Source organism: Pseudoalteromonas sp. T1lg21 (assembly GCF_002964625.1).
Classification (GTDB): domain Bacteria; phylum Pseudomonadota; class Gammaproteobacteria; order Enterobacterales; family Alteromonadaceae; genus Pseudoalteromonas; species Pseudoalteromonas gelatinilytica.
The window spans coordinates 334,291-350,127 of sequence record NZ_PQBX01000004.1 but is presented as its reverse complement, the minus strand read 5'-3'; the positions used below and the strand labels follow the sequence as shown (position 1 = coordinate 350,127).

Here is a 15,837-nt window from a genome sequence, read left to right as displayed (position 1 = left end):
CGCTTTGTCCTGACTGTTTTTTGAGTAATCACTATGTCATATACAACTTTTAGCCGAAATCATAATAACCAATTACAAGAACCGATGTTTTTCGGCCAAACGGTAAACGTGTCACGTTACGACCAACAAAAGTACCCTATCTTCGAGAAGCTAATTGAAAAACAATTATCGTTCTTTTGGCGCCCTGAAGAGGTTGACGTAAGTAAAGACCGTCTTGACTTCCAAGCGTTACCAGAGCACGAAAAACACATCTTTTTAAGTAACTTAAAATATCAAACATTACTTGATAGTGTACAAGGTCGCTCGCCTAACGTTGCGTTACTACCAATTGTGTCTATTCCTGAACTTGAAACATGGATAGAAACATGGGCATTCAGTGAAACCATTCACAGCCGTTCATACACGCACATTATTCGTAACGTGACGCAATCGCCAGAGCTTATCTTTGATGACATCGTAAGTAACGAGAAAATCAGTGAGCGTGCGGATGCCGTGACTAAATACTACGATGACTTAATCAACATGATTTCTGTTTACAACCTGTACGGTGAAGGTAAACATGTGATCAACGGTGAAGAAGTTAAGGTCAACCTTTTTGATCTTAAAAAGCAACTTTACCTTGCGATGATGTCGGTTAACATTCTTGAAGCGATTCGCTTCTACGTTAGTTTTGCTTGTTCATTTGCGTTCGCAGAACGTGAATTAATGGAAGGTAATGCAAAAATCATCAAGCTAATCGCGCGTGATGAAGCATTGCACTTATCTGGTACGCAACACATCTTAAACATCATGCAAGAAGGTAAAGACGACCCAGAAATGGCAATCGTTGCTGCACAATGCCGTGAAGAAGCGATCCAGATGTTTAAAGAGGCCGCTGAACAAGAAAAAGATTGGGCTGAGTATCTATTTAAAGATGGTTCAATGATCGGTCTTAACAAAGATATCCTATGTCAATACGTTGAATACATTACAAATGCACGTATGACTGCGGTAGGTTTGCCAGCTCAATTTGAAAGTAAGAGTAACCCTATTCCTTGGATCAACTCATGGTTAGTATCTGACAATGTTCAGGTTGCGCCGCAAGAAGCTGAAATCAGCTCTTACCTAGTTGGCCAAATTGATTCACAAGTTGATGCATCAGATTTTGGTGACTTCGACCTGTAATGAGCGCGAATACCACTGCACAGGTTATCCTTGCAGGAACAGACAGCCAGGATCTTGATTTTGATTCTGGCTGTTCATCTCTCCTTGAATGCCTAGAACAACACAAAATAGATGTCCCCTACCAATGCCGTGAAGGTTATTGTGGCGCATGCCGTGCAAAATTAGTTGAAGGTGATGTAAGCTACAATCAAGAGCCACTTGCGTTTGTTCGAACAGGCGAAGTGTTACTGTGCTGTAGTAAACCCAATGGTAAGGTGAAAATAGAACTTTAATGCCACACAAGTTGATTTGTTTGGTAGAAGTTTTCTTTGTCTGACACACTCACTGTTTGTTGATCTATGGTTACATCCCACTGTAAGTTCTTCGTTAAATGACTCGCCAATTGCTCAATAAAGTTGTCATCAAAAGCAATTAAATGGCTATTATTTATTAGCTCTAGTTGATGCTCATACTCTTGTAACCATTCATGGTTTAGCGTCGTAACAACCCATAATTCATCCACGCGTTTCGCTATTTTATTGAGCTGCACAATATCTGGTTGGTCAACAGCTAGCCAGGTTTGATAATGATCATCCAACGCTTTTATTGACACATCAGGCTCAGAATGGCTATGGCTTGTATTCAAAATGGCCGATTCATTATGAGAAAATAAGCAATAACTTAATAGTTTAAGTACAAAATGCTGATAGCTTTCACGACGACCACAGGCCGTAGTAAACACTTCTTTGTGATTACGATGTGCTCTTAAATCAGCAATCGTAAAATTTGCTTTAAACACCCTATTTTTATCAGACATAAGAGTTGGCCATCTCACTGTAACAGTCTAAGTATAGTGTATGGTGTTAAAATCGCGACATAAGGTAAAGTTATAGTATAACGTTATTGCAGTTAAAAAATTGCGGTGTTATATTATATCACAACACTCAACAACAAACTTAGAAGTAGTAATGATGAAGCAACTTTCAATTCTTTCTAGTGCTGTTGCCGCTGCGCTGTTTTCCCAATCAACAATGGCTGCTGTGATCACAGGTCAAGTATTAGATAAAAACCAACAACCTATCAGTAATGCCGAAATACACGTACATGGTAAATCGCAATCTGTTGTCACCGATACACAAGGTCAATTTAAAATTGATGTAGACAACAAAGGCCAGCTGCACATTAGTAAAGACAATTACATTGATAAACGCGTTGCTATCAACGGTGAAAATCAAAACCTGGTTGTTACACTTACCCCAACCTCAGTTGAGACTGTGGTTGTTTATGCCTCTGCACTTCATAAAAATAGCCTTGAAATGATTTCACCAGTGAATGTTTTAGCCGGTGATGAACTAAAAGATAAGGCAAAACCAACTCTAGGCGAAACACTTAAAGGATTACCAGGCGTTAATGCCAGTTACTTTGGCCCAGTATCTTCGAGCCCGATTATTCGTGGCTTAGATGGTCCACGTGTTAAAATTACGCAAAATGGTCTTGATAGCAGCGATGCATCTCGTATTGGTCCAGATCACGCAACATCGAACGACAGCTTAGCAGCTGAGCAAATCGAAGTACTTCGCGGCCCAGCTACCCTACTTTATGGCTCTGGCGCAATTGGTGGTGTGGTTAACGTAGTTGATAACCGTATTCCTACCGATAACATTGACACTTTAACCGGTGCTGCTCAGTACACTCACGATACAGTATCAAATACCAACACCTATGCTGCAAAACTTGAAACCGGTAACGATGGCTTCAACTTCCATTTTGATGGTACTAAGCGTAAAGGCCATGACTACAAAACACCAACATTCGAGCTTCCTGAGGAGCACGATGAACATGAAGGTGAAGATCATGAAGAGCACGAAACAGCTAACAGTGTTGAAAACACCTTTATCGATAGCCAAAATGTAAACTTCGGTACCAGCTATGTGGGTGAACACCTGACCTTAGGTGTATCTTATGGTCGTATCGAAACTGACTATGGTATTCCAGCACATGAACACCACCATCATGAAGAAGAAGCGGCTGATCATGATGAAGAAGAACATGAAGAGTCTGTTTTTGCACAATTAGAGCAAGATCGTTGGCAAGGTTACATGAGCTATGCGCTGCATGATAATTGGATTGAAAATATCTCATTACGTGTTGGTTACACTGACTATAAACATGCTGAAATTGAAGATGGTGCTGTTGGTACTGTGTTTTCAAACAAAACCACAGAAGCACGTGCCACTGTTGAGCATAAATTAGGTCTTTGGCACGGTATGGCGGGTTATCACTACACTGAATCTGACTATGATGCAGATGGTGAAGAAGCCTTTACACCTGCAAGTGTGACAAAATCAAATGCATTATTCATGCTTGAAGAGCGTCAATTTGGTGATGTTACCGTTGAATTAGGTGCACGTCTTGAAGATTACCAAATCGACTCTGCTGTTAGCATGGCTGAACATCATCATGATCATGAAGAAGAAGATCACGATGAAGAAGAAGCAGAAATCATTAACTACAGTGAAGATTTCACTAACCTTAGCTTATCTGCAGGCGCAATTTGGCAGTATCAAGAAGGCCAAAGTGTTGCTTTAAGTGTATCTCGTTCTGAGCGTGCGCCGCTAAGTGCTGAATTACTATCAAATGGTGTTCATATTGCAACAGGCACTTATGAACTGGGTCTTGGCTATCATATCGAAGACGGTGAAATTCATTTCGAACCTGAAGATATCAAACAAGAAACATCAACCAACTTTGATTTAAGTTTCCGTCGTTTTATTGGTGACTTTGGTTATACCGTTAACTTTTTCTATAACGATATTGAAAACTACTATTACCAGCAGAATACGGGCTTAGCCTTTGATGAAGATAATGGCTTAACCAGTCAAGCTGATGCTGAAGAAGATGCGATGGCGGTTTATCAGTTTACTAGTAAAGACGCAAAACTATACGGTATTGAATTTGATGTGCACTATCAAGTCACACCAAGTGCCTTAGTAAAAGTATTTGGCGATTCAACAACCGCTAAGCTAAAAGATGATGAAGGTTACTTACCGCGTATTCCAGCTAATAAACTAGGCTCAGAATTACAGTACACAGTAGCGGATTGGCAATTTAGCCTAACAGGCACTCATTACTTTGAGCAATCTGACATCACTGCGTATGAAACAAAAACAGATGGTTACACATTGTTTGATGCATCAGCTAACTACCAACTTGATTTAGGCCCTGTTGATACACAGCTTTATATTAATGTTGACAACTTAACCGATGAATTAGGTTTCGTACACAGTTCATTTATTAAAGAAAAAGCACCATTACCTGGTCGTAACTTCAGCTTGGGTATTCGCGGTTATTTCTAATCGCTTTTAATGGTTATAAAAAAACCCTTTCACTTTAAAAGTGAAAGGGTTTTTTATTAAGCTTAGAAACTTAATAGATTGCTATTATACCAATTCGCTTAATTAAGTAGTCTATTTTGAGGCAATGAAACCTCGTTGATAACAAGGCAAAAATTTCGTTATTTAGTTGTTCTAAATCAGAAATTTTTAACGCCGTTAGCGACAGGTTTAATCCCTCAAAATGATTAAGTATTATTGCGGATTGGTATTAGCCCTTTTGTTCAATCTTCGCCCATGAATCACGAAGACCCACAGTTTGATTGAATACTAATGAGTCGGCTTTGTTATCACGACAGAAGTAACCCATACGTTCAAACTGGAAGCCCTGCTCTGCTTGTGCATTAACAAGTGACGGTTCAAGTTTCGCGTTAGCAAGAACCACAAGTGATTCAGGGTTTAACGTTGCATTGAAGTCTTCAGCAGCAGCTGGGTTTGGTACGTTGAATAAGCGGTCGTATAAACGAACTTCTGCAGTAATTGACTCACTCGCTGAAACCCAGTGAATAACACCTTTAACTTTACGACCATCGCTCGGGTTTTTACCCAGTGTTTCTGGATCGTATGAGCAGAAAATAGTCGTGATTTCACCGTTTTCGTCTTTTTCAACGCGCTCAGCTTTAATTACATAAGCACCACGTAAACGTACTTCTTTATCAAGTACTAAACGTTTGAACTTGTTGTTTGCTTCTTCACGGAAATCTTCACGCTCGATATACAGTTCACGAGTGAAAGGCACATCACGGCGACCCATTTCTTCTTTATTCGGGTGGTTTGCTACAGATAAAATTTCTACTTTATCTGCATCATAGTTTTCGATAACAATCTTCACCGGATCAAGAACAGCCATTGCACGCGGTGCATGCTCATTAAGATCTTCACGGATACACGCTTCAAGCATACCCATTTCAACCATGTTTTCTTGCTTGGTTATACCGATGCGAGAACAGAATTCACGTACTGATGCAGGTGTATAACCGCGACGACGCAGACCAGCAATCGTTGGCATACGCGGATCGTCCCAGCCTTCAACATGACCATTAACCACTAAGTCGTTTAATTTACGCTTAGACATAATCGTGTATTCAAGGTTTAAACGTGAAAACTCGATTTGTTGAGGATGACATTCAAGGCTGATGTTATCTAATACCCAATCGTATAAACGACGGTTATCTTGGAACTCAAGAGTACATAATGAATGTGTGATACCTTCTAACGCATCAGAGATACAGTGCGTGAAGTCATACATTGGGTAGATGCACCACTTGTCACCCGTTTGGTGATGATGTGCAAAACGTACACGGTATAAAATCGGGTCACGTAAAACGATAAACGAGCTAGCCATATCGATTTTTGCACGCAGTACACACTCGCCTTCTTTGAATTCACCATTACGCATTTTTTCAAAAAGCGCTAAGTTTTCTTCAATCGGTGTATCACGGTAAGGGCTGTTTTTACCTGGCTCTTTTAATGTTCCACGATATTCACGTGCTTGCTCTGGTGACAAGAAACACACATACGCAAGGCCTTTTTCGATTAGCTCAACAGCATAGCCGTATAACGCATCGAAATAGTTAGATGAATATTTGATTTCACCATCCCACTGGAAACCTAACCACTGCACATCTTCTTTAATTGAGTTTACGTAATTGATGTCTTCTTTTTCTGGGTTAGTATCATCAAAACGTAAATTACAAAGACCTTGATAATCTTTGGCAATACCAAAGTTTAAGCAAATCGACTTTGCATGACCAATGTGTAAGAAACCGTTTGGTTCTGGTGGAAAACGCGTGTGCGTAGTCGCATGCTTACCGCTTGCGAGATCTTCATCGATACGCGTTCTAATAAAGTTACTTGGGCGATTCTCAATTTCCGCCATAGGAGCATAATCCTCTGAATATTGCATGGTGACAAAACTACTGCATTATTACAAAAACAAACCCTAACATACAGTAGTTGAACCATGTTTATTGAAGATAATAAGTCGATTCTTGAATACATAGTTCACAGACTCGACAAAATCGGTAAAAAAATTGTTCTAACGCAATAAAATGATCATTGACTAGCGATATAGTGCCGTCAGTTTCATTACCAATAAGGAAAAAAGATGGCTTCGCTCAATCAACACCGAGTCTATATTCCAAGCTCAGCACGTGCAAACCAGTATGTGTTAGTTGAATTTAAACCTACTGATGAGTTTTTTGCCCAGTTTACTAATGTAAGCTGCGCTTATAAGCGTCTTGCAAGGGAATTATTTGCGCTATGTGATGAGTATGAATTGCATAACGTACATTTAATCGCAAACGATAAACTACCTGTGGTTCGTTACCATGATGAAGCATACAGTTTAGAAACCGCTAAGCAGATTTTATTTTTCTACAATCCGCAATACCATGAAGCACATAACGTATTTGCCGATGGTGAAGTTAGATGCAAAAAAATACGTTTATTATTCTTAGCAACCGGTGAAGATATTCGTGCACATGCAGCAAGTTTTCATCATAATGTGCAAAGAGTGATTAACTCATTACAAGAAAAACTATTAAGCGGCCAACCACCGCTTAAAATTCGCGATCATCAACATCTAACTTATGATTTATTTGCCAAAGCAAAAGGTCACAAAGAAAGCTATGGCTATAAATTACGTAGCTTATACCCACGCTACCAGTCTCGCCAATGTCATTTACCTACACAGCACAGCGAAATGACCTATGCAGGTTTTTCAATTCCTGTTACACGTGCCATTAAAACGCAATTTCAACATATGTTGAATGAAGAGAATTACACGCTGTTTTATCAATACATCTTTGATGCATTTAAACGAGCTTGCGAAAAACGAGCGCTAACCCTTGGTGCTTTTATCGCTAATGGTACCCGCCCTATTGTTCGTAATAGCAATATTGATAACGCACAAAGTAACAGTGAACTGCAAAAGCTAACCTTTGATTGCAGCTCAGAGCAAGTGCAATTACAACATTATTGGGATGCAAATCAACTTGTTGATTCTCTACATTTTGTGATTGCCGCAGCCGATAAAGACAAGCATGACATTGGTTATGGTAAGTTTATGAATCAAGTGCAAAGTGCCATAAATGAAGTAACCGATGAACTGGCGTTTAATCCGACTCGCCAAGATTTACGTGTGCGTTTTTATCAGCACATAAATTATCAATATTAATGAATTACGATGAGAGGTGACGCGCTTGCGTCACCTTTTTATTAACGGTTTTTACTTAACTTAGTAAGGTCTAAACGCAGTACCTTAGAACGCCGCTCATAGTTATAAAGCGCTTTTTTCTTAGCTGGCAACTCATCGACTGTTACCAATTCAAAACTCTGCTCTAAAAACCAGTGGATGCTACGTGTCGTTAAGGCAAATAAATGTGAGTAACCCGCACGTTTAGCCTTGTTGATGATAAATCGCAGAAGAAAACTGCCACGATCGGCATCTCGATATTGTGGATGCACAGCCAAACTCGCAAATTCTCCCACTTGTTCATCAGCAAACGGATATAGCGCAGCACAGGCAATGATAACGCCATCACGCTCAATTACAGTAAATTGCTCAATTTCAATTTCAAGTTGCTCACGCGAACGACGCACTAAATAGCCCTGCTCTTCAAGTGGTCTGATAAGGTTAATAATCCCCGTGATATCAGAGATACTTGCACTTCGTAATTGCTCAGAGCTTTGCGGAGCGATTTGCGTACCAATGCCATCTAATGAGAAAAGCTCTTGTAACAAAGCACCGTCTTCTTTGTAACTCACTAAGTGACAGCGATGTACACCACCACGACACGCATCAATCGCCGCTTGTAAGAATACGGTTGCACTTAAACATGAATCTGGTTGATTGCGATAATTTGCTAATACATGCTCTGCTTCATTTGGCATAAGCTCAGCGATTGCTTCGCCGTTTTCATCCAAAATACCGGCTTCTTGACAAAAGCCTAGCATCTTATCGGCACGCAGTTTTAACGCTACTTGCGTGGCAATTTCTTCTGCTGTTAAGTTAAAGCTTTCACCGGTCACTGATGCTGCAATCGGACCGAGTAACACGATACCGTTGTTATTTAGCTGATGGCGAATACCTGCAACGTCAATGCGTCTGACTCTTCCTGAGTGATGGTAATCGACACCTTCATCAACACCTAAGGGTTGGGCAATAACAAAATTACCGCTGACAACATTTAAGAATGAACCTGACATTGGTGTACTACTCAAAGATGTCGATAAGCGTGCTGTGATGTCAAATTGCATTGCACCGGCAACTTTTTTTATTACATCAAACGTTTCGTTATCGGTCACTCGTATCTCATTGTGAAACTGACTAGTTATGCCAACTTGCTCAAGCGCGGCATTAAACTGTGGGCGAGCACCAAACACTAAAACAATCTTAATACCAAGACTCGTTAAAAGCGCAATATCATTGATGATACTGCGACAACCAGACTGGTCAATCGCCTCACCACCAAGCATGACAACGAATGTTTTGCCTCTGTGAGCATTTACATAAGGGGTTGACTGGCGAAATCCATCTACCAATTCTGTGGTACGCACGTAATATTTACCTTATTAAAGTCGAATGTTTTAATAAAAACAACTATACAAGCCACAAGTGTAGAGAATTTATATTCACAAATAAAGCATTATTATTCTTAATTTGTAGGCGGATTTTTCGTGCGGGTTATAAGAAAGTGATAGATACAAAAAAGGCCCGCATAAGCGAGCCTTTTTTAAGAGTTCAGAACTGATTACCAGCCTGTTTTCTCTTTAAGTGCAGCACCGATATCAGCTAGTGAACGTACAGTTTTTACGCCAGCAGCTTCTAATGCAGCAAATTTCTCATCAGCAGTACCTTTACCGCCTGCGATGATTGCACCTGCGTGACCCATACGCTTACCTGGAGGTGCAGTAACACCCGCAATGTAAGAAACAACAGGTTTAGTCACGTTGTGCTTGATGTATTCTGCAGCTTCTTCTTCTGCAGTACCACCGATTTCACCGATCATAACGATAGCTTCAGTTTGCTCGTCTTTTTCGAACATTTCTAAAACGTCGATGAAGTTAGTACCAGGGATTGGGTCACCACCGATACCAACACATGTTGATTGGCCGAAACCAGCGTCAGTAGTTTGCTTAACCGCTTCGTAAGTTAAAGTACCAGAACGTGATACGATACCTACTTTACCAGGCTTGTGGATGTGACCAGGCATGATACCGATCTTAGTTTCACCCGGAGTGATAACACCTGGGCAGTTAGGACCGATCATACGAACACCAGTTTCTTCAAGCTTAACTTTAACGTCAACCATGTCTAGTGTTGGGATACCTTCAGTGATACAAACGATTAGCTCGATGCCAGCATCGATAGCTTCTAAGATTGCATCTTTACAGAAAGGAGCTGGTACGTAGATAACTGATGCAGTTGCGCCAGTTGCTTCAACAGCGTCACGTACTGTGTTGAATACTGGAAGACCAAGGTGCGTTTGACCGCCTTTACCTGGGCTTACACCACCAACCATTTGTGTACCGTACTCAAGCGCTTGCTCAGAGTGGAAAGTACCTTGACCACCTGTGAAACCTTGACAGATAACCTTTGTATCTTTATTGATTAATACAGACATTATTTGCCCTCCGCAGCAGCAACAACTTTCTCAGCTGCGTCTGTTAGTGATTCAGCAGCGATGATGTTAAGGTCAGACTTAGCAAGTACTTCACGACCTAGTTCAGCGTTAGTACCTTCTAAACGTACTACTACAGGAACGTTTACGCCTACTTCTTTAACTGCGCCAATGATACCTTCAGCGATCATGTCACAACGTACGATACCACCAAAGATGTTAACTAAAACAGCTTTAACGTTGTCGTCAGATAGGATGATCTTGAATGCTTCAGATACACGCTCTTTAGTAGCACCACCACCAACATCTAGGAAGTTAGCTGGCTTACCACCGTGTAGGTTTACGATGTCCATTGTACCCATCGCTAGGCCTGCACCGTTAACCATACAACCAACGTTACCGTCTAGTGCAACGTAGTTAAGCTCGAAGCTTGCAGCGTGAGCTTCACGCGCGTCTTCTTGTGAAGGATCGTGCATTTCACGGATTTTAGGTTGACGGTAAAGCGCGTTACCATCTACACCGATTTTACCGTCTAGACAGTGAAGGTTACCTTCGTCTGTGATTACTAGCGGGTTGATTTCTAATAATGCGAAATCGAAATCGTTGAACATGTTTGCAAGACCCATGAAGATCTTAACGAACTGTTTCATTTGAGTAGGGTTTAAACCTAGTTTGAAACCTAATTCACGAGCTTGGTAAGCTTGAGGACCAACTAGTGGATCGATCTCAGCTTTGTGAATTAATTCTGGAGTTTCTTCTGCAACTTGCTCGATTTCAACACCACCTTCAGTAGATGCCATGAAAACAACTTTACGAGAAGCACGATCTACTACAGCGCCAAGGTATAATTCGTTAGCGATGTCAGTGCAGCTTTCAACAAGGATTTTAGCTACTGGCTGACCATTTTCGTCTGTTTGGTAAGTAACTAAGTTTTTACCTAACCAGTTCGCAGCGAACTCTTTAACTTCGTCGATTGTTTTAACTAGCTTAACACCGCCAGCTTTACCACGGCCACCTGCGTGAACCTGTGTTTTAACAACCCACATATCACCGCCGATTTTCTCAGCAGCTGCTGCAGCTTCTTCAGGTGTATCGCAAGCGAAACCTTGAGAAACTGGTAAACCATATTCGGCAAAAAGTTGTTTTGCCTGATACTCATGCAAATTCATGATGCTTTATCCAATTTTTTATACTAAAAGAGCTGAATATTTATGCAAATAGCCAGCTATCCCAAATTGCGCACTTAGTATAAATCCCAAGGCTCCACATGAAAACCCCAGTTAGACCAAAGGCGCAAAAAAAAAGCTGTGAACGAGGTTCACAGCTTAGTTTTTATACAACCAGATTAAACATCTAGTAGTAAACGAGTTGGATCTTCAAGTAACTCTTTAATTGTTACTAGGAAGCCTACTGATTCTTTACCATCGATTTGGCGGTGATCGTAAGATAACGCTAAATACATCATTGGTAAGATTTCAACTTTACCATTTACAGCCATTGGACGATCTTGGATTTTATGCATACCTAAGATTGAAGACTGTGGTAAGTTGATGATTGGTGTAGATAGTAATGAACCGAACACACCACCGTTAGTAATTGTGAAGTTACCACCTGTCATATCTTCGATAGATAATTTACCGTCACGACCTTTAATCGCAAGCTCACGGATACCTTTTTCGATTTCAGCAACTGAAAGTTTGTCACAATCTTTAAGAACTGGTGTCACAAGACCACGTGGTGTAGAAACCGCGATGCTGATGTCGAAGTAGTTGTGATAAACAATATCATCACCGTCAATAGACGCATTAACTTCAGGGAAACGCTTAAGTGCTTCAGTTACAGCTTTCACATAGAAAGACATGAAACCTAAACGGATACCGTGACGCTTTTCAAATACTTCTTGGTACTGCTTACGAAGATCCATGATTGGCTTCATATTAACTTCGTTGAACGTCGTTAACATTGCAGTTGAGTTTTTCGCTTCAAGAAGACGATTAGCAATTGTTTTACGTAAACGCGTCATAGGAACACGTTTTTGCGTACGGTCACCCATAGGTGCTGCTGGCGCTGCTGCTTCAGCTTTTGGTGCTGCTGCAGGTGCTTTTAAGAATGTATCAACATCTTCTTTAGTTACACGACCGTTTTTGCCTGTACCTTTGATTTTAGATGCATCAAGACCTTTCTCAGCAATTAAACGGCGTACTGACGGTGTTAAAACGTCAGAGCTGTCGCTTGAATCGCTTGCTGGTGCAGCTTCAGCTTTAGGAGCTGCTGCTGCCGGTGCTGCACCCGCTTTAACTGTACCAATTACTTGCTCACCAAGTACTGTTTCGCCTTCAGCGTGAATGTGCTCACCCATGATACCGTCTTCTTGAGCAACAACTTCAAGAACAACTTTATCAGTTTCGATGTCAACTAGGTTTTGATCGCGAGTTACCGCTTCACCTGGTTGAACGTGCCAAGTAGCAATTGTCGCGTCTGCGACTGATTCTGGAAGTACAGGTACTTTAATGTCCACTTCTTTACCTTCTGATGCTGGTGCTGATTGCGCCGCTGGCGCGTCTTCTGATTTAGCTGGTGCACTATCACTTGCTGGTGCAGCATCTGCATCACCAAGTAATGCAATTACTTGTTCGCCAAGTACCGTTGCACCTTCTTCTTGTGAAATTTCAGTGATCACACCGTCATTTGGTGCAACAACTTCTAAAACAACTTTATCTGTTTCGATATCTACTAAGTTTTGGTCGCGGCTTACTTTGTCGCCAACACTTACGTGCCATGTTGCAACTGTAGCATCAGCAACCGACTCAGGAAGTACAGGAACTTTAATTTCTGTGCTCATTGCTTATCCTTTCTTTTCAATAGTAAGCGCATCAGCAACGAGCGCTTGTTGTTCTTTATTATGCACTGACATGTAACCACACGCTGGTGATGCTGATGCTTTACGACCTGCGTAAGTTAATTTAGCACCCGCTGGGATTGCATCAACAAAATGATGTTGAGAGCAATACCATGCACCTTGGTTTTGTGGCTCTTCTTGACACCAAACAAAATCTTTAACGTGTTGGTAACGTTGCATGATTGTATCCATTTCAGCATGTGGGAATGGATATAATTGTTCTACACGAACAATAGCAATGTTATTTAATTCAAGCTTGCGACGCTCTTGTAGTAGCTCGTAATAAACTTTACCGCTACAGAATACAACGCGCTCTACTTTGTCTGCTGCAATATCATCGATTTCGTCGATCATGTTGTGGAACACACCTTCCGATAACTCTTCAAGTGTTGATGTTGCCAGCGGATGACGAAGTAATGACTTTGGTGTCATAACAATCAATGGACGACGAAGTGGACGTACAGATTGGCGACGTAGCATTGCATAAACTTGCGCAGGTGTTGAAGGCACACAAACTTGCATGTTGTGATCAGCACACAATTGTAAGAAACGCTCAAGACGTGCTGAGCTATGTTCAGGACCTTGACCTTCATAACCATGTGGAAGTAAACATGTAAGACCACATAAACGGCCCCACTTCTGCTCACCTGAGCTTAAGAATTGGTCGAATACAACTTGTGCACCGTTAGCGAAGTCACCAAACTGCGCTTCCCACATAACAAGTGAAGTCGGCTCAGCTGTTGCGTAACCGTATTCAAATGCAAGTACCGCTTCTTCTGAAAGTACAGAGTCGAATACTTCAAACGCACCTTGCTTTTCGCTGATATTTTGCAGCGGCAAGTAAGTTGAAGCGTCTTTTTGGTTATGGATTACAGCATGACGGTGGAAGAATGTACCACGGCCTGAGTCTTGACCTGTTAAGCGAATATCAGTACCTGCATCAACAAGTGTTGCATAAGCAAGTGTTTCGGCCATACCCCAATCAAGCGCTTTTTCGCCTGTTGCCATTAGCTTACGGTCATCGTAGATTTTCTTAACACGAGACTGAGCTTTGTGGCTTTCTGGGTAGTTTGCGACCTTTTCACCAAGTTCTTTTAACTTTTCAACAGACACTGTTGCATCGTACTCAACATCCCAATCGTGGCCAACAAATTTTGCCCAATCAGAAGAGTGTGATGTTTCTAGCTGAATTTCTTCAACAACACAGTTGCCTTTGTCTAAGCCATTACGGTAATCATCTGCTAGTGCTTTAATTTCATCTTCAGAGAATGAACCTTCAGCAACAAGTTGATCTGCGTAAATTAAACGAGGAACTGGGTGTTTTTTGATTTTTTGGTACATAAGTGGTTGAGTCGCATTCGGCTCATCCGCTTCGTTATGACCATGACGGCGATAACATACTAAATCAATCACTACATCACGTTTAAACTGATTTCTGAAATCAAGGGCGATTTGAGTTACAAATGCAACCGCTTCTGGGTCATCAGAGTTAACGTGGAAAATTGGTGCCTGAACCATTTTCGCAATATCAGTACAGTATGGTGTAGAACGTACATCAGACTGCTTAGACGTTGTGAAACCAACTTGGTTATTAACAACGATACGGATACTACCACCACAACTAAATGCATTAGTTTGCGATAAGTTAAATGTTTCTTGTACAACACCTTGACCTGCGATTGCAGAGTCACCGTGAATAGTAATTGGTAAAGCTTTAATACCTGACTTGTCACCTAGACGGTCTAAACGCGCACGTACCGAACCCATAACTACTGGGTTAACGATTTCTAAGTGAGAAGGGTTAAATGCAAGTGCCATGTGCACGTTGCCGCCCTTAGTTGCAAAGTCAGATGAATAACCCATGTGATATTTAACATCACCTGAGCCTAATGTGTCTTTGTGTTTACCAGCGAACTCATCGAATAATTCTGATGGGTTTTTACCTAATACGTTCACTAGTACGTTCAAGCGACCGCGGTGAGCCATACCAATAACAGCTTCTTTTTGTCCGCTTTCACCTGCACGATGAATAAGTTCTTTAAGCATTGGTACTAACGCATCACCACCTTCAAGTGAGAAACGTTTTGCACCTGGGAACTTAGCCCCTAGGTATTTTTCAAGGCCATCTGCAGCTGTTAATCCTTTAAGGATTCGTAGCTTTTCTTCTTTTGAGAAGGTTGGACGTGATTGCACTGATTCTAAACGTTGTTGTAACCAACGCTTTTCTTCAGTTGAAGTGATGTGCATATATTCAGCACCAACCGACCCACAATAAGTCGTTTTAAGCGCTTGATATAGCTCACCTAATGGCATGGTTTCGCGACCGACAGCAAACGAACCCACATTGAATTCACGGTCAAAATCAGCTTCAGATAATTCGTGGTACTCTAATTCAAGATCACGAACACGTTCGCGTTGCCAAATACCTAATGGATCTAGGTTGGCATTTTGGTGACCACGGAAACGGAAAGCATTAATAAGTTGTAGCACTTTGACCTGTTTAGGATCACCAGAGCCACCCTCTGCTACCACTACTTCTCTATGCTTGTTTTTAGCAAGCTGTGCAAATTGTGAACGAACTTCTGAATGTTTAACGTCAACATCCACACCATCAACTTTTGGTAATTGTTCGAACACTTCTCGCCATTCTTCTGGCACAGAAGTCGCATCATCTAAGTACGCTTCATAAAGCTCTTCTACGTAAGCAACGTTACCGCCGTTTAAGTGAGAAGATTCTAGCCATGCCTTCATCACACCTTCGTGCATTTATAAGCCCTTT

At 41.3% G+C, this 15,837-nt stretch carries 11 protein-coding genes; 4 read left to right on the top strand and 7 right to left on the bottom strand.

Annotated elements, in window-relative coordinates:
• Positions 1–33 precede the first annotated feature (33 nt).
• Together nrdB and yfaE are read left to right on the top strand one after the other, a co-directional pair.
• Positions 34–1,164 carry a class Ia ribonucleoside-diphosphate reductase subunit beta gene (gene nrdB, locus C2M25_RS04095; RefSeq protein ID WP_063705502.1) on the top strand — a complete coding sequence of 377 codons (1,131 nt, stop codon included), beginning with the start codon at positions 34–36 and terminating at the stop codon, positions 1,162–1,164.
• A complete protein-coding gene (yfaE, locus tag C2M25_RS04090) occupies positions 1,164–1,436 on the top strand; it encodes a class I ribonucleotide reductase maintenance protein YfaE (protein WP_063705504.1) in 273 nt (90 codons plus the stop codon). Before nrdB ends, yfaE begins: the two co-directional genes overlap by 1 nt.
• On the opposite strand, the gene C2M25_RS04085 is transcribed toward yfaE, so the two are convergent.
• Positions 1,433–1,960, bottom strand: a complete 528-nt coding sequence (locus C2M25_RS04085) for a YaeQ family protein (RefSeq protein WP_105180464.1) — start codon at positions 1,958–1,960, stop codon at positions 1,433–1,435. The two genes, yfaE and C2M25_RS04085, sit on opposite strands and share 4 nt — an antisense overlap.
• A 154-nt stretch (positions 1,961–2,114) precedes the next feature.
• Here C2M25_RS04085 and C2M25_RS04080 point away from each other — a divergent pair, with 154 nt between their 5' ends.
• Positions 2,115–4,499, top strand: a complete 2,385-nt coding sequence (locus C2M25_RS04080; RefSeq protein WP_105180536.1) for a TonB-dependent receptor — start codon at positions 2,115–2,117, stop codon at positions 4,497–4,499.
• A gap of 247 nt (positions 4,500–4,746) precedes the next feature.
• Here C2M25_RS04080 and glnS read toward each other — a convergent pair whose 3' ends face one another.
• Positions 4,747–6,414 (bottom strand): glutamine--tRNA ligase, encoded by a 1,668-nt coding sequence (gene glnS, locus C2M25_RS04075; protein ID WP_105180463.1) that lies wholly within the window; start codon positions 6,412–6,414, stop codon positions 4,747–4,749.
• A gap of 228 nt (positions 6,415–6,642) precedes the next feature.
• Here glnS and C2M25_RS04070 point away from each other — a divergent pair, with 228 nt between their 5' ends.
• Entirely contained in the window at positions 6,643–7,713 is a 1,071-nt protein-coding gene (locus C2M25_RS04070; RefSeq protein ID WP_105180462.1) for a DUF3083 family protein, read from the top strand.
• Positions 7,714–7,754: 41 nt separating this feature from the next.
• On the opposite strand, the gene argA is transcribed toward C2M25_RS04070, so the two are convergent.
• The 5 genes from argA to C2M25_RS04045 all read right to left on the bottom strand — a co-directional run bounded on the left by argA (position 7,755) and on the right by C2M25_RS04045 (position 15,824).
• Positions 7,755–9,095, bottom strand: a complete 1,341-nt coding sequence (gene argA / locus C2M25_RS04065; RefSeq protein ID WP_105174075.1) for an amino-acid N-acetyltransferase — start codon at positions 9,093–9,095, stop codon at positions 7,755–7,757.
• 194 nt (positions 9,096–9,289) lie between these two features.
• A complete protein-coding gene (gene sucD, locus C2M25_RS04060; RefSeq protein WP_063705515.1) occupies positions 9,290–10,162 on the bottom strand; it encodes a succinate--CoA ligase subunit alpha in 873 nt (290 codons plus the stop codon).
• A complete protein-coding gene (gene sucC / locus C2M25_RS04055) occupies positions 10,162–11,328 on the bottom strand; it encodes an ADP-forming succinate--CoA ligase subunit beta (protein ID WP_063705517.1) in 1,167 nt (388 codons plus the stop codon). The genes sucD and sucC overlap by 1 nt, the downstream gene beginning before the upstream one ends.
• Positions 11,329–11,504: 176 nt before the next feature.
• Complete coding sequence (odhB, locus tag C2M25_RS04050) at positions 11,505–13,001, bottom strand: 2-oxoglutarate dehydrogenase complex dihydrolipoyllysine-residue succinyltransferase (protein WP_063705521.1); 1,497 nt, start codon at positions 12,999–13,001, stop codon at positions 11,505–11,507.
• Between the two features lie 3 nt (positions 13,002–13,004).
• Entirely contained in the window at positions 13,005–15,824 is a 2,820-nt protein-coding gene (locus tag C2M25_RS04045; protein WP_063705523.1) for a 2-oxoglutarate dehydrogenase E1 component, read from the bottom strand.
• Positions 15,825–15,837 lie beyond the last annotated feature (13 nt).